The 17,555-nt window shown below is 49.9% G+C and carries 15 protein-coding genes and 1 tRNA gene; 12 read left to right on the top strand and 4 right to left on the bottom strand.

The genetic code is table 11. The features are described from left to right. Positions 1-6: 6 nt before the first annotated feature. The 6 genes from D4L85_RS31170 (at position 7) to D4L85_RS31145 (ending at position 4,330) form a co-directional block, all read left to right on the top strand. Complete coding sequence (locus D4L85_RS31170) at positions 7-627, top strand: polysaccharide deacetylase family protein (protein ID WP_119758027.1); 621 nt, start codon at positions 7-9, stop codon at positions 625-627. Next, the gene (locus D4L85_RS31165) at positions 624-1,736 is read left to right on the top strand and encodes a glycosyltransferase (protein WP_119758026.1); all 1,113 of its coding nucleotides are present in this window, start codon (positions 624-626) and stop codon (positions 1,734-1,736) included. The genes D4L85_RS31170 and D4L85_RS31165 overlap by 4 nt, the downstream gene beginning before the upstream one ends. Positions 1,737-1,790: 54 nt before the next feature. Continuing rightward, on the top strand, positions 1,791-2,138 hold the full coding sequence (locus tag D4L85_RS31160; RefSeq protein WP_119759018.1) for a diacylglycerol kinase family protein: 348 nt from the start codon (positions 1,791-1,793) through the stop codon (positions 2,136-2,138). A gap of 192 nt (positions 2,139-2,330) precedes the next feature. Further along, positions 2,331-3,107 (top strand): TatD family hydrolase, encoded by a 777-nt coding sequence (locus D4L85_RS31155; protein WP_119758025.1) that lies wholly within the window; start codon positions 2,331-2,333, stop codon positions 3,105-3,107. Further along, positions 3,104-4,171 (top strand): asparaginase, encoded by a 1,068-nt coding sequence (locus D4L85_RS31150; protein ID WP_119758024.1) that lies wholly within the window; start codon positions 3,104-3,106, stop codon positions 4,169-4,171. Before D4L85_RS31155 ends, D4L85_RS31150 begins: the two co-directional genes overlap by 4 nt. A gap of 72 nt (positions 4,172-4,243) precedes the next feature. Next, a tRNA-Ser gene (locus tag D4L85_RS31145) sits at positions 4,244-4,330 on the top strand. A gap of 536 nt (positions 4,331-4,866) precedes the next feature. Here D4L85_RS31145 and D4L85_RS31140 read toward each other — a convergent pair. From D4L85_RS31140 to D4L85_RS31125, 4 genes are all read right to left on the bottom strand, one after another. Next, complete coding sequence (locus D4L85_RS31140; protein ID WP_119758023.1) at positions 4,867-5,727, bottom strand: NAD-dependent epimerase/dehydratase family protein; 861 nt, start codon at positions 5,725-5,727, stop codon at positions 4,867-4,869. Positions 5,728-5,811: 84 nt separating this feature from the next. Continuing rightward, complete coding sequence (locus tag D4L85_RS31135; RefSeq protein WP_119758022.1) at positions 5,812-6,714, bottom strand: helix-turn-helix domain-containing protein; 903 nt, start codon at positions 6,712-6,714, stop codon at positions 5,812-5,814. A 96-nt stretch (positions 6,715-6,810) separates the two neighbouring features. Then, positions 6,811-8,031, bottom strand: a complete 1,221-nt coding sequence (locus D4L85_RS31130) for a hypothetical protein (RefSeq protein WP_160144116.1) — start codon at positions 8,029-8,031, stop codon at positions 6,811-6,813. Between the two features lie 160 nt (positions 8,032-8,191). Further along, a complete protein-coding gene (locus D4L85_RS31125) occupies positions 8,192-8,662 on the bottom strand; it encodes a hypothetical protein (protein ID WP_119758020.1) in 471 nt (156 codons plus the stop codon). Positions 8,663-9,020: 358 nt separating this feature from the next. On the opposite strand from D4L85_RS31125, the gene D4L85_RS31120 reads away from it, so the two are divergent. The 6 genes from D4L85_RS31120 to D4L85_RS31095 all read left to right on the top strand — a co-directional run bounded on the left by D4L85_RS31120 (position 9,021) and on the right by D4L85_RS31095 (position 17,550). Next, the gene (locus tag D4L85_RS31120; protein WP_160144115.1) at positions 9,021-10,838 is read left to right on the top strand and encodes a YncE family protein; all 1,818 of its coding nucleotides are present in this window, start codon (positions 9,021-9,023) and stop codon (positions 10,836-10,838) included. 98 nt (positions 10,839-10,936) lie between these two features. Then, positions 10,937-11,329 carry a response regulator gene (locus tag D4L85_RS31115; RefSeq protein WP_119758018.1) on the top strand — a complete coding sequence of 131 codons (393 nt, stop codon included), beginning with the start codon at positions 10,937-10,939 and terminating at the stop codon, positions 11,327-11,329. Positions 11,330-11,410: 81 nt separating this feature from the next. Continuing rightward, complete coding sequence (locus tag D4L85_RS31110) at positions 11,411-11,596, top strand: hypothetical protein (protein ID WP_119758017.1); 186 nt, start codon at positions 11,411-11,413, stop codon at positions 11,594-11,596. Positions 11,597-11,746: 150 nt separating this feature from the next. Continuing rightward, on the top strand, positions 11,747-14,818 hold the full coding sequence (locus tag D4L85_RS31105; protein ID WP_228450687.1) for a SusC/RagA family TonB-linked outer membrane protein: 3,072 nt from the start codon (positions 11,747-11,749) through the stop codon (positions 14,816-14,818). A gap of 46 nt (positions 14,819-14,864) precedes the next feature. Further along, positions 14,865-16,607 carry a RagB/SusD family nutrient uptake outer membrane protein gene (locus D4L85_RS31100; RefSeq protein ID WP_119758016.1) on the top strand — a complete coding sequence of 581 codons (1,743 nt, stop codon included), beginning with the start codon at positions 14,865-14,867 and terminating at the stop codon, positions 16,605-16,607. A gap of 484 nt (positions 16,608-17,091) precedes the next feature. Next, a complete protein-coding gene (locus D4L85_RS31095; RefSeq protein WP_228450686.1) occupies positions 17,092-17,550 on the top strand; it encodes a hypothetical protein in 459 nt (152 codons plus the stop codon). Positions 17,551-17,555 lie beyond the last annotated feature (5 nt).

Below are 17,555 nucleotides of genomic sequence, written 5' to 3'. Positions count from 1 at the left end.
TGATCTATGCTTCACCGGACACCTTCGCTGCTTCCCTTCCTGTATCCTTCGCTCACCTGGAGAATAGAAAACGCATCGCGGGAATTGTACCTGACCTTTGATGACGGACCCGTTCCCGGCCCTACAGAATTTGTACTGGACACGCTCGCGGGGCACAACGCCAAGGCTACTTTTTTTTGTATTGGTGATAACGTCCGGAAGCACCCCGACATTTTCAAACACGTGGTTGCCAAGGAACATGCGGTGGCCAATCATACCTTCAATCATATGAATGGCTGGAGAACAAATCGTGGCGACTATGTGCAAAACATAAAACAGTGCCAGGAAGAAATGGCCCGGTACACCAAAGTGCCGGCGCTCTTTCGTCCTCCCTATGGACGGATCACCCGAAGCCAAATAAAAGCACTTGCCGATTTCCGGATCATCATGTGGGACGTGCTTTCCGTGGACTACGACCGGCACCTGAGCGCCGAGCGTTGTCTGAAGAACACCATCAACGCCATACGCCCCGGCTCCATCATCGTTTTCCACGACAGCCTCAAAGCCGAACGGAACATGACCTATGCGTTGCCGCGCGTGCTCGATCATTTTACGCAACAAGGTTTTCAATTCAAAACACTTTCGTGACCAAACGCGTACTGATAGCGCCGCTGGACTGGGGCCTCGGGCATGCCACCCGTTGCATCCCGCTGATCCGTGAGTTGCAGCGAAGAGGCTGCGAAGTGTTTATTGCCGGCAGCGGCGATTCCCGCTTACTCCTGGAGAGAGAGTTTCCACAACTCACCTTCCTGGAATTACCCGGCTATCAACCGTCATACCCTGCAACGCGGAGCATGGCCTGGAGCATGGCCCGGCAACTTTCAAAGTTCAGACGCGCCATCCGTGAAGAGCATGCCTGCGTGGAGCGCTATGTCAAGGAGCACGCCCTCGATCTCGTCATTTCCGACAACCGTTATGGCTGCTGGACCGCGTCGGCGCCCAGCATATTCATTACGCATCAAAGCAACATCCTCATGCCAAAACGCTTTGGTTGGATGGCCCCGTGGATCCGCCGGATCAACCATTCTTTCATCCGGAAGTTCACCGAATGCTGGATCCCCGACTTTCCCGGCGATCATGCCCTGGCCGGAGACTTGATCACCTTTGGGAGACACCAGGCGAACTATGCAGTCCGCTACATCGGCCCGCAATCAAGATTCATCCCAACGCATACGGCAAAGACCATGTACGACATGGTCTGTGTCTTCTCCGGACCCGAGCCGCAACGCACTGTGTTCGAGAACATCGTGGTGCCGCAGGTGAAGGCGTCGGGTCTGAGATATTTTGTGGTGCGGGGACTTCCTGCTGCCGCGGAGGAGCAATCCAATGATAATTGTGTTAACTTCCTTTCCGGGGCGGCGCTACAAACCGTGTTGGAACAGGCATCGTGCGTCATTGCGCGGAGCGGGTTCAGTACGGTGATGGATTTGAGTGCCTTGCAGAAGCGGGCGATCTTTGTTCCCACCCCAGGCCAGACGGAACAGGAATACCTGGCGGCCCGACTCATGAAACAAGGCGTGGCCTTCATGCAGGAACAACACCGGTTCAACCTCGCCGTCGCGTTGGAGGAATCTAAAAAGTATAAGGGCTTCACACAGTCTCCCGCAGACCCTGCGTTGTTAGCCGGCACGTTGGATAGCGTATTTGAATCGTTGGGTAAACCTCAAAGGCAAAAAGAACTTGTTGATGGGAAGTAATTTGATGTCGTTCGTTGCGTTTGCTTGTTCGATTACATCATTGTCAAAAAAAATATGAAAAGCCTTTTAAGAAGTTTCGTCTATGCCTTTCAAGGGATATCGTCGGCCATTTCCGGCGAGCGCAACCTCAAGGCTCAGATCGCCGTGGCGTTGTTGGTGATTGGTGCCGGGTTTTATGTCAGCATCACACCCGAGGAATGGTGCATCGTGATCCTCTGCATTGGGGTGGTCATCGGGTTGGAATTGATGAACTCGGCCATCGAGTCGCTGGTGGACCTGGTCACCCTGGAACGAAAGCCGCTGGCGGGCAAGATCAAAGACATCGCCGCCGGCGCCGTGCTGGTGGTGTCGTGTATGGCCGTGGTGATCGGCATCATCATCTTCCGGAAGTATTTGTTATAACCTATTTGTCTACCGAATAACCCGGGCCTTAGGTCTGGGTTAACGTAATTCCCACCCGGGCTTTAGCCCTGATCATACACAAGACTATGTATAATGCGCAATATGTGCATAGACAATACCTAACCGGAGATCCGTCAATTTTCTTACCACCCCAAAGCGCGCATCCTCCCGGAGAACTTGTACTTTTGCGGCATGAATTTTTATGTCGACACGCACGCCCATATCTATCACGAGGATTTTATAAAAGACTACGCCGACATGCTGCACCGGTGCGAGGAGCAGCAGATCGGCAAGATCTTCATGCCCAACGTGGACCACACGTCCATCGACCGCATGATGGAACTCGAAAGCCGCTCACCCCAAACCTGCATCGCGATGATGGGCCTGCACCCCTGTTCGGTGAAGAAGGATTTCGAACGCGAGCTCTACCTCGTGGAAAACTGGCTTTCAAAACGAAAATTTGCCGCAGTAGGGGAGATCGGCACCGATTTGTATTGGGACAAGACCTTTTGGGACCAGCAAGTCGAGGCTTTCAACGTGCAGATCGAATGGGCAAAGCGATATTCCCTCCCCATCGTGATCCACTGCCGCGAAAGCTTGGACAAGACCATCGACCTGGTGGAGAAGGTTCAGGATGGACGCCTCTCGGGGATCTTTCATTGCTACGGCGGCACCGTGGAGCAGGCCGAGCGCATCATCAAACTGGGATTCTACCTGGGCATCGGTGGCGTGGCTACTTTTAAAAATGGAGGACTCGAGCCCGTGCTGGAAGCCGTGAGCCTCGATCATATGGTTTTGGAAACGGATAGTCCTTATCTTGCCCCCGTGCCGCACCGGGGCAAACGCAACGAGCCGTCGTATATACCCTTGGTGGCGGACAAGATTGCCACCGTAAAAAAATGTCCCTTGGAAGACGTTCGATCCATGACCACCCGTAACGCCCTCGCCCTGTTCAACCTTTCCGTATGATGAACCTCAACACCGTCAGCATCAATACCGCGCTGCCGGGCAAGTCGCGCGCCCGCATCCTGATCATTTATACCGGCGGAACCTTCGGCATGACCTACGACCGCGAAGGCGTGCTCGTGCCCTTCAACTTCCCCTACATCCTCGAACAATTGCCGACGCTGAAAAACCTCGCCCTCGAGATCACGGCGGTTTCGTTCGAACACCCCATCGATTCGTCAAATGTCGACATCGAGCACTGGCGTCTCATCGGTAACATCATCCGCGACCAATACGCGAACCACGACGGCTTCGTGGTCCTGCACGGCACCGACACCATGGCCTACACGGCGTCGGCCCTCAGCTTCATGCTGGAAGGATTGAGCAAGCCTGTGGTCTTCACGGGCGCCCAACTCCCTATCAGCGAACCCCGCTCGGACGCCCGCGAAAATCTCATCACCGCCCTCGACATTGCTTCGGCCCGCCAGGAAGGCATTCCCCTCGTGCCCGAAGTGTGCATCTACTTCGACTATGCACTGCTGCGCGGCAACCGCTCCAAGAAAGTGGAGAGCATGCAATTCGACGCCTTCGACTCCGGCAACTATCCACCCCTGGCCAAAGCCGGCGTGAAGATCGACTATAACTTTTCCGTGATCCGCTCCACCCCCCGGTCCACCAGCCTCGAATTGCGCGACACTTTCGAAACCAACGTAGCCATCCTCAAACTCTTCCCCGGCATCAACCGCCAGGTGGTCAACGCTATACTGACCATCCCAGGCCTGAAAGCCGTCGTGGTGGAAACCTATGGCTCGGGCAACGCCCCCACGCTCTCGTGGCTCATCGAAGAGCTGCAGGTTGCCATCGAACAAGGCATCATTCTCCTCAACATTTCCCAATGCCCGGGCGGTCGCGTGCTCCAGGGCCGCTACGAAACCAGCAAACGCCTCCAACAAATTGGAGTCATCAGCGGCGCCGACATGACCACCGAGGCCGCCGTCTCCAAATTGATGCTTTTAATAGGCCAATACGGCCCCGAACGCACCCGCGAGCTGATTGGTCTCTCCCTGGCCGGAGAATTGACCTCGTGAGGTTTGGAAACTGCGATTTTTATTGATTTCTTTGCGTCCCGTTTCCAGGAAAAACATCGAAAACACCAAAATGGAGAGGTGTCCGAGTGGTTGAAGGAGCACGCCTGGAAAGTGTGTATACTCGAAAGGGTATCGCGGGTTCGAATCCCGCCCTCTCCGCCTTCGGTCGCCGTAGCTTTAGCGAAGGCGACCTTTTTCATTTTAACTTACCTGTCTTTTCGTGTGTGAGCTTTATTTCTGGCGACCTACGGCGGACAAGTCCGCCAGTCCCCGCGGGTTTAGCGTAGGCGACTTTAGGCTAGTCGGTTCCTTTCGTGCTCACTCGAGCAAAATTTCTTTTAAACAAAAATAGCGTGAGCGCAGCAAACGGGGCATTTATGGGATTGAAGCCCACCCCATACCGGGATCACCGCAGGTAATCCCGCCTTCGGTCGCCGTAGCTTTAGCGAAGGCGACCTTTCCAATTTCTCTTCGTGCCTGCGTTCTATTTCTGGCGACCTTTACGACGGACAAGTCCGCCGGTTTCCCGCAGCTTTAGAGTAACCGACTTCAAGCTAGTCGGTTCCTTTCGTGCCTCACCCGGCCAATCCTTTTAAACAAATGAAGTGAGCGTAGCGAATGTAGCGAACGGAGGCATTGAAGCCCACCCTTTACCGGGATCATCGAAAGGATTTCGCCAAGCGCCTCACTCGACGCTACAAAATATCCAGATCACGTGCTACATAGTAACTCGGCACCAGTGGTCTGAAATTGGTCATGCTTCTAAGTTTTGAAATGTCCATGATCCCTTCAAAAGGCTTAGCCAATGGCCCTTCTGTAGGATCGAAAGTATCACCGGCTAGCCCAAAAGAATCAACAAGTTCATATAAGCTAATCGGTGCATCATCTGCCACATTAAATATTTCACCATTTAGCCCGTCGGTATGAAGCAGTATCGTCAACGCCTGGGCAACATCTAAATGATGTACCATGTGCATTCTATACCCGGAGTGACGTTTCCATTTTTTCAATACAGGTATGATCTCTTCGATGTGAGGATCTCTATCACCATAAACAAAACCTAGACGCAGTACCCGTACGTCAAGGCCTGTTCTTTTATGAAGCGCCAGGAGTTCATTCTCTGCTGCAATTTTGCTGGACGAGTATGCCCTGGGGTCATTCATGTCAAGCGAATCGTCTTCCTTTGAAGGCCGTTGGTTGTCCGGGCGATAGACATTGCCGGTACTCGTGAAAATAAATCTTTTGACGCCTGCAGCAATGGATGCCTGGGCAAGCGCTACGGTGCCTGCGTGATTTGTCTTTATAATCCCTTCGTTGTCGGTAAAGCTTCGGAAGAATGCAGCGATATGGATCACCGCGTCAATATCTTTTACAGCGGGAGGTAAAGTATCCGGGCTATTTAAATCCCCGATAACAACCTTGGCGCCGAGTTCAACCAATGCCGATGCTTTTACAGCATCGCGCACTAAGATGCGAACGTCATGGCCTTTCGCTAAAATGCGTGAAACAAATCTGCTGCCTACTTTTCCGGTGGCGCCTGTTACTAAAACTCTCATACTTTTTATTTAAAATTTATGAGGCAAAGTTCCACATAGGGCGGAGTTCCACGCTAACGAGAATCAAACCATAAAGTATGATTTTCAAACTTTTCGTTTCCGGAGCGATTGGGGAGTAACACCGGTTACCCGTTTAAAGTAGTTGTTGAAATAGGTTGGATATTCAAACCCCAGGCCATGGGCAATGTCGGCCACACTCCAATCTGTATAGAGTAAAAGGGCTTTCGCTTCTGCGGTGATACGTTCTGCTATATGTACAGAGGTGGGTTTGCCGGTAACATCCTTTACGGAGCGGTTAAGGTAGTTTGGATGGACCGAAAGGCTCCCGGCAAAGTCCTGTGCCGTCCTGAGCCTGAGCGGCTGTTCTGTGTTATCGATGGGGAATTGCCTTTCTAGTAATTCCATAAACAACCAGGCAATTCTGGTGGCCGCGTTCTTGTGTTGCCGTCCGTTTTGTGGCGGCTGAATTCTTAAGGCTTCGTGAATGATGAGGGCTAAACAGTTCTTGAGCAATTCGTCCTTATGACGATAATTGCTGCTGTATACGGAGAGCATTTTTTGAAAAAGTCCGGTCATGAAGGCAGCCTGGTCTTTGTCCAGCTGAATGACGGGTGTTCCATCAGACCTGAATAACGGGGAATTTTGCAAGATCTCGGTTCGCTCCCTGCTGGCAATAAATGCTTCGGTAAAAAGACAGGCATAGCCTTTTCTTTTTTTGGAATGACGCACAACAGAATGAGGTATATTGGGATTGACAAAAAACAGAACGGTATCCTTTATTTCTAACAACCTATCACCATAATAAAGAGTCATGTCACCGGTTACCAAACCCATTTTATAAAAATCGCGCCTTCCCTGAACGACCGCGTGCCGGCCATTCGCAGCGGATAGATCTGCAGTTTCCGGTAATGCGTGTATCTTAAAACCTTTCAGCTTCAGATCCTTTGTAATGGATTCTGGAACGTTGGATACGCTTCGTGTTGCCATGTGGCAAAATTATGAAAATCAATCTATTATCAACGCAAAAAAAACGCTGTGCGATTTCTCGCACAGCGTGACAGGGTCTTGCATTTGGGGTAACTACTACGACTTACCGATCCGGTAGTAGTACGACACGTTGATGGAATAATCAGCGAAGGCAGCATCACCTTGCACATGAACCTTTTGTGATTCATCCGTGATCACAGAGTTTTGCAGGTTTTGATTGGCTTTGTCGGCGGCACTTTGAATGCGGTTTCTCACCAGGTTGAAGGGCACGAACAAACTTACGCTATGCTTTCCGTTGCGATAGGAAACGCCAGGCTCGACGGCGACAACATAGCCGGGTCTGCGATAGGCAACCTGTCCACCAAAGGCATCATAGGCGGGGATGCCTTCAAATCTTCCGGCAGCAGACAATGTCACGTTTCTGTTCTTTCCAACAGCCGTCATGAAGCCTGCGCGTACAAAGTACTGATCCGGTGAAGCATAAACATTGTAGCCCGTCAGCGTTCCAAGGACATTTCCATTTGCATCCTTTACGACGGTGGGCGCTGACTTGAAAGTGCCATTGGATTCTCTGGGGTTGAACAAGTAATAGCCGGTACCGAAAGCGTAGATGCGTTTGTAGATTTGTTTGAATCCTTGCATTTCAACGGAAATGCCAATGCCACCATCGCCGGGCTGAATGGCCTGGTCCATCGTTTGATTTTGTGTGATCACCTGCTTCGTCGTAGGATCCAATGCAATGGCATCATCGGTTTTGGAATGACTTCCCGTGTTCAGCTTCACACCAAGGCCAACCATCAAATTTCCGTTTTGATGTGTGGCAGGATCAAATACCCAGTAGTTTGCACTCATCCGGATGTCGGCGAGTCCTTGAGCATACACACTGTAGCGGGTTCCTTCTAAGGTCTGACCGGTTGCGGGATCTTTTTTGGTGGCCAATACCTGCGAACGTTCATTGTGAACATAAGGGATCACCAGGTTCACCTGGAAACGGTCGCTGATACCATAGGAAATGCTGAGGTCGATCGCGTGTGAATAGATATTGACAGCGTTTCCTTTTTCATTTCCGTTTGCGTCGAAGCCACCGCCGGTATGTTGGCGTTGCGTTTGTTCTTCTGTGCCTACATAATGTCTGAAGGAATGGAAATAGCGATAGTTTGTTCCGATCTGAAAATGACCTTTAGGAAGGGTATAACCCGTAGCGGACAAGGGGTTAATGCCGCCCATCGCGCGAACAGCCACACAACCCTGGGCAAAAACGCCAGCGCCGGTGCAGATGAAAAACAAGAGCATTGAAATTTGTATATATTTTTTCATTGGAGTAAAATTTTGGCAAATGGAATAAGATTTTGATTAGTAAAGACGACAACAAATTGCAATCGTACCAAGCGGATCAAACCCTTGGATCAGACCAATTGAAATTTACTGTCATATAAAGAGAATAGACCTTTTCGCAGTGAAAAGGTGAGGGAGATGGCTAGCCTCGGGGAGGAGGGGAGAGCACAGGCTCATTGCGCTGGAGCAGCGAATAGTCTTTTTCAACAAAGGAGGAAAGTAGGATACACCAACCTGCACCGGCGGATATAGCCGCTGATTCTGCAGACGTGTAGTCCTTAAATAGTTTTCCGAAGGAATCCAGGGTATGGTGTGCGCTTGCGGGTAAGTTATTGGCCAGGTTGGTATACTCGTTCAGTACCTTGACCAGTTTCTTCTGATGATGATCCTTGATACACACCATAAACAGCGTGTCATTTTCAAGGCGTTGCTTCACGAGGCTATAGTACTCGCCCTGGTATTCAAATTCGCCATTCACCCTTTCGTAGCCCTGTTGTTGTAAGGTGTAAGGAAGCGAAATGGTAGGGACGGAGAAGACCACGAGGTCGTTTGATGAATAATTGTCTGCATCCAGGCGAACGAGAAGATCTTTCTGCGCCCGGGATTTGGCCACCCAATAGACCAGGTAGTATCCTCCTATGTTGAACAGGAAGATCGACAGGAAGAATATGGCAAATGCCTTTTTCAGAGGTTTAGGGTTTCTTGCATAGCCTAGTTACAAATAATTCATGGAGGCCGCAAACGATGCCGAGAATCTCTGGCCGTTTGCCCTATTTATTGAAATAATTTTAAAATTAGCCGCCAAAATCGTCAAATCTTATATTGTCTTTCGGGCGGGTACGTCAAAGGAAAAACGAGGAAAACACGAAAATGGAGAAGGGTCCGAGGGGTTGCGGCACGCCTGAAGAAGCACCCAACTTTTGGCAAAACCCTTGCTCTAACCCTGTCTAAAATACCGAAATTACCTGAGCATGAATCTTCTGAAGGCCACATCCACTGCACTCTTAATGCTATCGCTGGCATCGCCCACCAACGCCCAGATCCCCTGGAACATCGAGATCATTAAGCCCGAAGTGATCGGAAGGGAGCCCGGTTTCTCGTCCAGCTTTTCGCCCATCAACAGTCCGAATTACTTTCAACTGGGACGGGTAACGGTGGAACAAGCGGATGGCACGCGGGCCAGCTTGCTGAAAATGCTGGATTACAAAACGATGAAGGTGACGAACCTGGTCGTGCCGATGGACAAGTTCCCGGCGAGCCACAGGGAAGTGCTGGCCATGAAAACGGTCTTTAACGGTGACGTGCTCCATTACAACGGGAAAGTTTCAACCGTGAAGTTTGACCGGCGGGTGAACTACAAGAATACGGGCGAGTTTGCTTGTCAGTATGATCACGAAAAAGGACAGTGGTCTGAGTTGGTGTCGCTGGGGAAGGTGGACGATCTCCACTTTTTCTATCCGATGGGCGCTGACCGGGAAGAAAATTACTACTACTACGCCATCACACACCGGGTGGATTACGCTTCACGAACGGGCGAGCCAACGCGCTATGACCTGGCCAGGTTCGACCTGAAGACGCGGAAAGTGGATACGCTGTTCACCCTGGACATGCCAAAACGGGAGCATTACCTCCACCTCGATCACACCATGATCAGTCCGGACGGACGCTGGCTCGTGCTCAGTGAATACGGCGACAAGGCCTGGAGGAGATCATATCCTAAAGACGCTAAGGATGCCCAGCCGGTGGCATACATCATTGATACGCAGAAAAAGAAATACAAGACCTGCCGGATCCCGGATGTACCCTACGGCCACGTGATCACACCTGACTCGAAGTACATGATCCTGGGGAGCTACGAAACCGGGGAAGTGGTGAAGATCGAACTGGAAACGGGCAAACCTGTGGCGCAAATCAAATCAACCACCACCATCTTCAATTTCTTCCTGGCCCCATCGGGTAACTACTTCCTGGTGGATTATGATGAAGAGAAATGTCCAAGAAAGGTGTATGATGTGCGCAGTGCCACCGACCTGAAACTGATCACGTCCGTCATGTTGGACGATCTGTACAGCAAGCCGGAAATGTCGCGCGGACTGAAAGCCATCATGGACGGCCGCCTGCTGATCTCGCGGACAACCGATCCAAAAGATACGCTGAACCACGCCACGGCCGTGCTCATTCACCGCCTGCCGGAAAACATCAAGCCCAATGAACCCGGAAGCTCCGTGGCCAAGCGGCTTGAACGGGCCGAAACCATTGCGAATGGTAAACTGTACGCCGGCAAAAACGGCATCGAACTCAATCCGCCGCAATACGACATGGGCAATGCTACTTCCGTAACCATCACGTCCGACAAAAACGTGATCGTCACCGGCAGCCGCTGGCTTGATGACGAAACCTCGGAGGAAGTGATCACAAAATTGACGCGCAGCGGTGAGAAGATCTGGGAAGTAAAGCTCCCCACCGTTAAACAAGCCATCAGTTCATCGGGCATGCACATCCTTACACCAGACGGTGGTTGTGTGGTCTATTTCATGTACTACCATCACCCCAAGTCATACGGCATCGGCAGGCTGGCCCTGGTCAACGGGAACGGAAAGGTGATCTACGATACGCAGTTCAATTATCTGCCCAATCCGAATGCCACCTACATGACCAAAGGCATGGAACTGATGCAAGGCGGCCCGGTGAAAATCTACGGCGAGATCTATCCGACGCCCAATGGTACAAGCCTTCCCTGGACTGGTACCGTGAGCCCGGAAGGGAAGTTGGTGAAGTCGGACTATTGATCAAGGGTTGAGGGGTTAACGGCGCGATAACAAGTTACCCGCTAAAAAAATTGCGCTTTCCCGCTTTACAAAAATTATTCTGCTTATTAATTTTCGTTATGAAAACGGCCGTACTGATCGATGACGATAAAGACGACTTGGACATACTACAGGACGTTATCGAGTCATTTATAGACGCTGCTTGTTTCAATTTTTCATATCCGTCAGATGCGCTCCACTTCCTCTCGACGCGAAGCGAACCCGTAGATTTTATTTTTGTGGATTACAATATGCCCAAGATGAACGGGGAGGAAGTATTGAAGGAGATCCGAAGGAGAGTTAGCTATAATGAATCGATCGTTGCCATCCTCTCCACCTCCATGGATGACAGCACCATGAGCAGGCTTGTTTCCAACGGCGCTAACTACGCCTTTCCAAAAGCAGTGACATTTCGAGACTTTGAACGGAACATCCACGAGGTTTTGAAAGGCCGCGTGAGATCAATCCTTTAGTGGTGAAGGAGCACGCCTGGAAAGTGTGTATCGTATTGCGGGATCGATCCCGCCACTTCCGCATACTTCATACCTATCGTCATGTTGCAGGCACAGGGCAAGCCCAAGATTGGCTTGGAAGTCATCCGGGAACAAACCCCCGTTCCTGAAACGGCAACGAAAATAATTCTGCGAACGCATGCAGGTTATTTGAATGGAGATCTCAACGAAGGTGTAACTGTTTTTTCAAATGAAACCCGCGCCCTGCGTGAAATCTTCATTAATTAATCTCTCAAAGCTTAGTGGATCACTAACCTAAGCTTAACGGAGAGTTTTCTTTCCCCTTTCTATTTCTCTTTTACTTTGAATTTCATTTGGCCTGGAGACGGCTTACAATGGAAAACTCATTCAACCATCCATAATTTCTAAAACTTTTCTATGAAAAATCTGTATCAAATGCTCCGTGTGGGGCGCCAACTGCCGGCATTGGGCTTAAAGTCCTTTTTGGCAGTGGGGGTATTGTCCTTTGTCACCCTACAGTCGCAAGACGTATGGGCGAAAGGTTACATGTATCAGCAAGGAACCGTAGTGTCTGGAAATGTAAAAGATGAAGAGGGCGCGGCGATGCCGGGAGTAAACATCCTGGAAAAAGGAACCACTAACGGAACCGTGAGCGACGCGAATGGTGACTACAGGCTCAATGTGTTGTCGCCCAATGCTATCCTGGTGTTTAGCTTTGTTGGGGCGGAAACAAAGGAAGTTGCCGTGGGAGAACAGACGCAAATTTCCGTGTCATTGACCTCAAGCTTGTCGACTTTAGCGGAGCTTGTGGTGGTGGGTTACGGTACGCAGAAAAAATCTGACGTCACGGGTGCAGTCTCTTCTTTAAAGAGCGAGAACTTTAACCAGGGGGTTGTCACCAATCCGGGGCAGCTTTTACAAGGAAAAGTTTCGGGCGTAAACGTCACCACGACGAGCGGTGAGCCCGGTGCTGCTCAAAATGTCATTATCCGTGGTATGGGAAGCTTCCGTTCCGGAACGCAGCCCCTCTACGTGATCGATGGCTTTTTGCTCGACAATTCCACACAAGGCCTCGACACCAACCCGCTAAACTTTCTTAACCCTTCCGATATTGAAAGCATGGACGTGCTGAAGGATGCCAGCGCTGCGGCCATATACGGTGCCAGAGCGGCAAACGGCGTGGTGGTAATTACGACGAAGAGAGGAAAATCCGGAAAAACGGAAATGAATGCTTCCGTGTCGACAGGCTGGTCCTCCCTATCCAATAAGATAAAGGTGTTCAGCGCCGACGAGTTTCGCATGCAAGTTCCGGCCGAGGGTGGAACGTTGTACGACGGTGGCGGAAATACCGACTGGCAAAAAGAATTAACGCAAACCGGCCTGTCCAAGAAGTTCGACTTTAATATGAGCGGAGCGACCAGCGAGAAGTTTTCCTACTATGCGTCTGTAGGCCTCCAGGATCAGGAAGGGATATTAAAGAATAGCGACCTGAAACGATATTCAGGCAAGCTGAACATGAATCAAAAGGCCATCAACGGCAGACTGAATATCGACTATAACCTGACGGCGTCTCACACCGAAAACTTACGCCCCAGCATCAATTCTACCATCAGCGACATGCTGAGTTTGAATCCTACCATTCCGGCCTACACCAACGGCAGCCCGACGCTATTGCCAACGAATGCGCTGAATCCTCTGCAAAGGAATAATCTTTTCAGCGACAAGGCCCTCAACAACCGCATTCTGGCGAGCATTGCACCGTCAATAGAATTATTTAACGGCCTGGTGTATAAGCTGAACCTGGGTGTTGACTACTCCTCTACAAACAGAGACCAGCAGTACAAGCCCTTTCCGGCTGTTGTAAATGAGAACAACGTTTCGCAGGGCACATTGTCCACGTCCATCAACTCAAACACCAACAAGCTCGTAGAGAATACGCTTAACTATAACTGGCACAAGAGCGTTCACAGCCTCAACGTGTTGGCGGGACATTCCTACCAAAGCTTTTTGATCGAAAATAGAACGTTTGCCTATTCCGGCTTCGCCAACAACAACATCGAACCGAAATACCAGGACCAAACCAGTTCAGCCGTATACCCGACAACGGTAACGGCCGATGCCACGAAGAACGAGTTGCAATCCTTCTTCGGAAGAGTGAACTACACCTACGACGAGAAATATTTGTTTACGGCCACCCTTCGTGCCGATGGGTCTTCCAAGTTTGGGGCTAACAAAAAATATGGCTCCTTCCCCTCCGTTGCCCTGGGATGGAACATCGCCAAAGAAGATTTTATGGCTACCTCGGGTATCGACAACCTGAAGCTTCGTGCAAGCTGGGGTAAAACCGGTAACCAGGAGATTCCTGCCAAGCTCAGTCAAGCCAGCTATTCGGAAGATCGCTTGATCACCGGTGCGCAAAGTCTGAACACGTATCCCTTGGATCCGAGCGCAACGGCCATCGGAGGTTACCCTTACGGCATTGTTTATACGCGTTTGGCGAACCCCGACCTGCAATGGGAAGCATCTGAACAAATCGATGTAGGCCTTGATTTCGCGTTCTTTAACAATAGGCTGAGTGGTACTGTAGATTATTTCAACAAGCAATCCTCTAACATATTGGCGAAAGTTACTCCGCCAGATCCCGTTTCGAATTCGGACGTCACCTGGACCAACGCCAAAAACATGAAGATCCATAACAATGGCATCGAGCTCGGGTTGGATTACAATGGTAATGCAGGCAGCAACTTCTCGTATACCATCGGTGGTAACGTTACCTACATTAAAAACAAGGTTACAGACTCGCCCTATACGGTGTTGACTACCGGAGCGGCCCAAGGTTCCGGACAAACCGGTGCCACCATCAACGGCTATATCAATAATCAGCCCATTGGCGCATTCTATATGTTCCAATTTGATGGCATTGGCGCCGACGGTCTTAACAAGTTCAGAGACGTGAGTGGCAATGGTTCAATTGGCGACAACGACCGCACCGTGGTCGGTAGTGCTATTCCGAAGTTCATCTATGCCTATCACCTGAACTTTAAATACAAGAATTTCGACCTGGGCATTAACTTCAATGGCGTGGCCGGAAACAAGATCTACAACCACACCGCCATGACCCTGTTCACCAAGGCGCAATTGTCTAAGTCCAACAACACAACGGATTTTGCTGTTCAGTACCCTGAAGAATCGACGACCAACGCCAATACCGTATCCACGCGATATTTGGAAAGTGGCTCTTTCCTGAGATTGAACAATGCAACGCTTTCCTACAACCTGACATCCGATAAAGTCGGACTGTCGAACATATTCCGGAACGCCCGTTTGTCGCTAACCGGTCAAAACCTGTTCGTCATCACCAATTATACCGGATTTGACCCTGAGATCAACACAGGATCGGCCATCAGCGAAGTTCAAACCTTCGGGATAGACTATTTTACCTATCCGAAAGCAAGAACATTTTTGATCAGCCTTAACGTGACATTCTAAAAGGAAAACAACAATTCGCTTAGTATCACTTCGAAAAAGAAATCAGATGAAAAATATAAGATATAAGAAAGCACTACCGATCATTATTTTACTGGCATTCTTCGGTTGCACGTCGTTGGATGAACAAATTCTGGATGAGTCTCTCACCGGAACAGGCCAGGCAGAAGTTGTCAGCGGCTCGATCGCACCGGTTTATGGTATGATGCGTCAGGTATGGATGCACACGGTCAATTTTGGTCTTCAGGAGATCGCCTCCGACGAGGCCATCCTTCCTTACCGTGGCGGAACAGACTGGTATGACGGAGGCAAATACATAGCCATTCACCAACACCTGGCAACCGCCAGCAACGCCCTGGTTGGAGACTCCTGGACCGCTATCACATTATGTCTGCAGAGGGCAGTGGTGGCGCTAGACAGATTGAAGCCGGAAGTTGACAAAGGCAATACAGCCGCTAAGGATGCGCTCAACGAAATGATCGCCGTGAAAGCATACCTCAACATGTTGGCACTCGACAACTGGGGTGTTGCTTTCAAAAAAGAGACTGCCGATCAGCAATCCGTAATTCTCAGGGGACAAGAAGCAATCGACTATATCGAAAGTGATCTTTTGTCGGTAGTGGATGTGATGAGCAATTCCAACAACCCGGGAAGGTTTACGAAAGATGCCGTGAGCGCATTGCTGGCACGTTTGTATTTGAATGCTGCCGTTTATCGCGATCCCTACGGAACGCCTGCCTTTAAGAAGGAGGACATGGATAAAGTTATACAGTACACAACTAGTATCATCGGTGGGGCGCATACATTGGCCCCCGAGTACTTCTCACTGTTCAACGACGATAACCATACCAACACGGAATTGATCTTCGCACTCGACCAAAGAGGTGTACTCGAAACCGACCAGCAAAGATGGGCCTATTGGCCGATATCCGGTGCCCTGATCCCACGCCCCGAATTCCCGAACACCCGGGGAACCGATGCAGCGGCAGCTACCCCCGAATTTATTAAGACTTGGGTCGATGCCTATACTCCCGTGGATCCTGCCGAAGCAGATGCCCGCTTCTATCAGGAAAATACGATCATACCCGATAACCTTAAAGATCTGACCGGCGTTGACCCGACGAACGATGCGGACCATTACTATTGCGTAACGGCTACAAAGTTTGAAATCAACAGAGGGTTTCTTCGCGGTGTGATCTGGGGCCCCCGCAAAGACAAGAGCGGTAACATATTGACTTGCTCCGATGGAACGGTGAAGATCTACCCCGTGATCAAACTAAACGATGCCGACGCAAACAAGGTCTATGTCAACCACACGCTCAACGTTGATTTTACCGATCAGGGTAGTCTCCACAACACCGGATATAGATTTTCAAAGTATCAGTTCAGCCACACCGCCACCAACTGCTGTTCCTACAGCAGCGTTGATCTGGTCTTGCTGCGGTTGGGAGAGGTCTATTTGATGAGAGCCGAAGCGAAGTTGAGAAATGGCGACAATACCGGCGCACTGGCCGATGTCAACACCTTGAGAACTTCCAGAAACGCACGCCCCGACCAAACACCACAGGCTTTGACTTCTATTGATCTGCCCTCGTTGTTCCGCGAATCGGGATTTGAACTGTACTGGGAAGGTTTGAGAAGAAACTATCAAATCCGGTTCGGCCAATACGAAGGAACCTGGACCGGCAAAACCGACGCCGATCCACACAAAAGATTGTTCCCGATCCCTCAAAAAGCAATGGACGGTGCCTCTAGCCAACCAGGATATTTAGTACAAAATCCTGGATACTAGAACAGCCGATTAAAAAGAATAAACTGTCATTTAAAGGTCGAAAGCTACACAACAGCTTTCGACCTTTTTATTTTAGTTCTGCATAAGAGGAGCGCAAGCTTCAAGGAGACAATGACTCCCTTCCCCAGCGTATATCCCGTCGCACCACGCGAATATCAACCCACCCCCCGCGGATATCAATCTCCTGCATTTGACCTCATTCTGTCCCCTACCTTTACTTCACAATTGCAGCGGAAGCACAAAAAAATGCTGCGAGAGAACAATTTTTAAATCGATCCCTGAGTACAATGGAGGGCTTTATACGGCTATCCCATTCCTCTCGTAACATACACCCCCCTGAATATCGGGAGTGTTGCATGAAAATTAGCGATGAGTTTACAACGGTGTCGATATTCTACGCTAGACTCGTTTTCGTTTTTGTCTAAATTACGGTTAGGCTAAATGCCCTTAAGCTATTGATTTTAAATTAAACCTATAAACCACTATGATTGCCATGATCCGCCCCCTGTTTGTCGCTTTACTAGTTGCCCTTTCATCAACTTCTGTTTTTGCAAGACTTAAAATTCCTTTTGGAGAAAGAGAAGTATTGAACAAAGTGCATGACTTGCCCGATACCGAAGAATTTAAAGTAGAACATGGCAATTTTATGGACCTGGCGACCTTTCATAAGGAATTCAACATTGCTTATTTTCTTCCCTTATACGTCACCGAAGAACCTAAACTGGTGGGCTATGATGCACAATCAGACACGTATTATGATATCCCCCAAGACCAACTGGATGCCATTTTAGCAGCAGAAAAGCTAAATAAGGAAGACCTGAATAAGTTGTCTTTTTACACCCGGTATGGAGGCAAACTCGTAGCGCTATTGATCATCGGGGCAATGATCTGGGGAGTTATTCCTTCAAAAAAAGAAGAGGAAGTAGGACCTACGAACGTTTAACGTAA

The organism is Chryseolinea soli (assembly GCF_003589925.1).
GTDB lineage: Bacteria > Bacteroidota > Bacteroidia > Cytophagales > Cyclobacteriaceae > Chryseolinea > Chryseolinea soli.
This window is presented reverse-complemented; position numbering and strand designations above follow the sequence as displayed.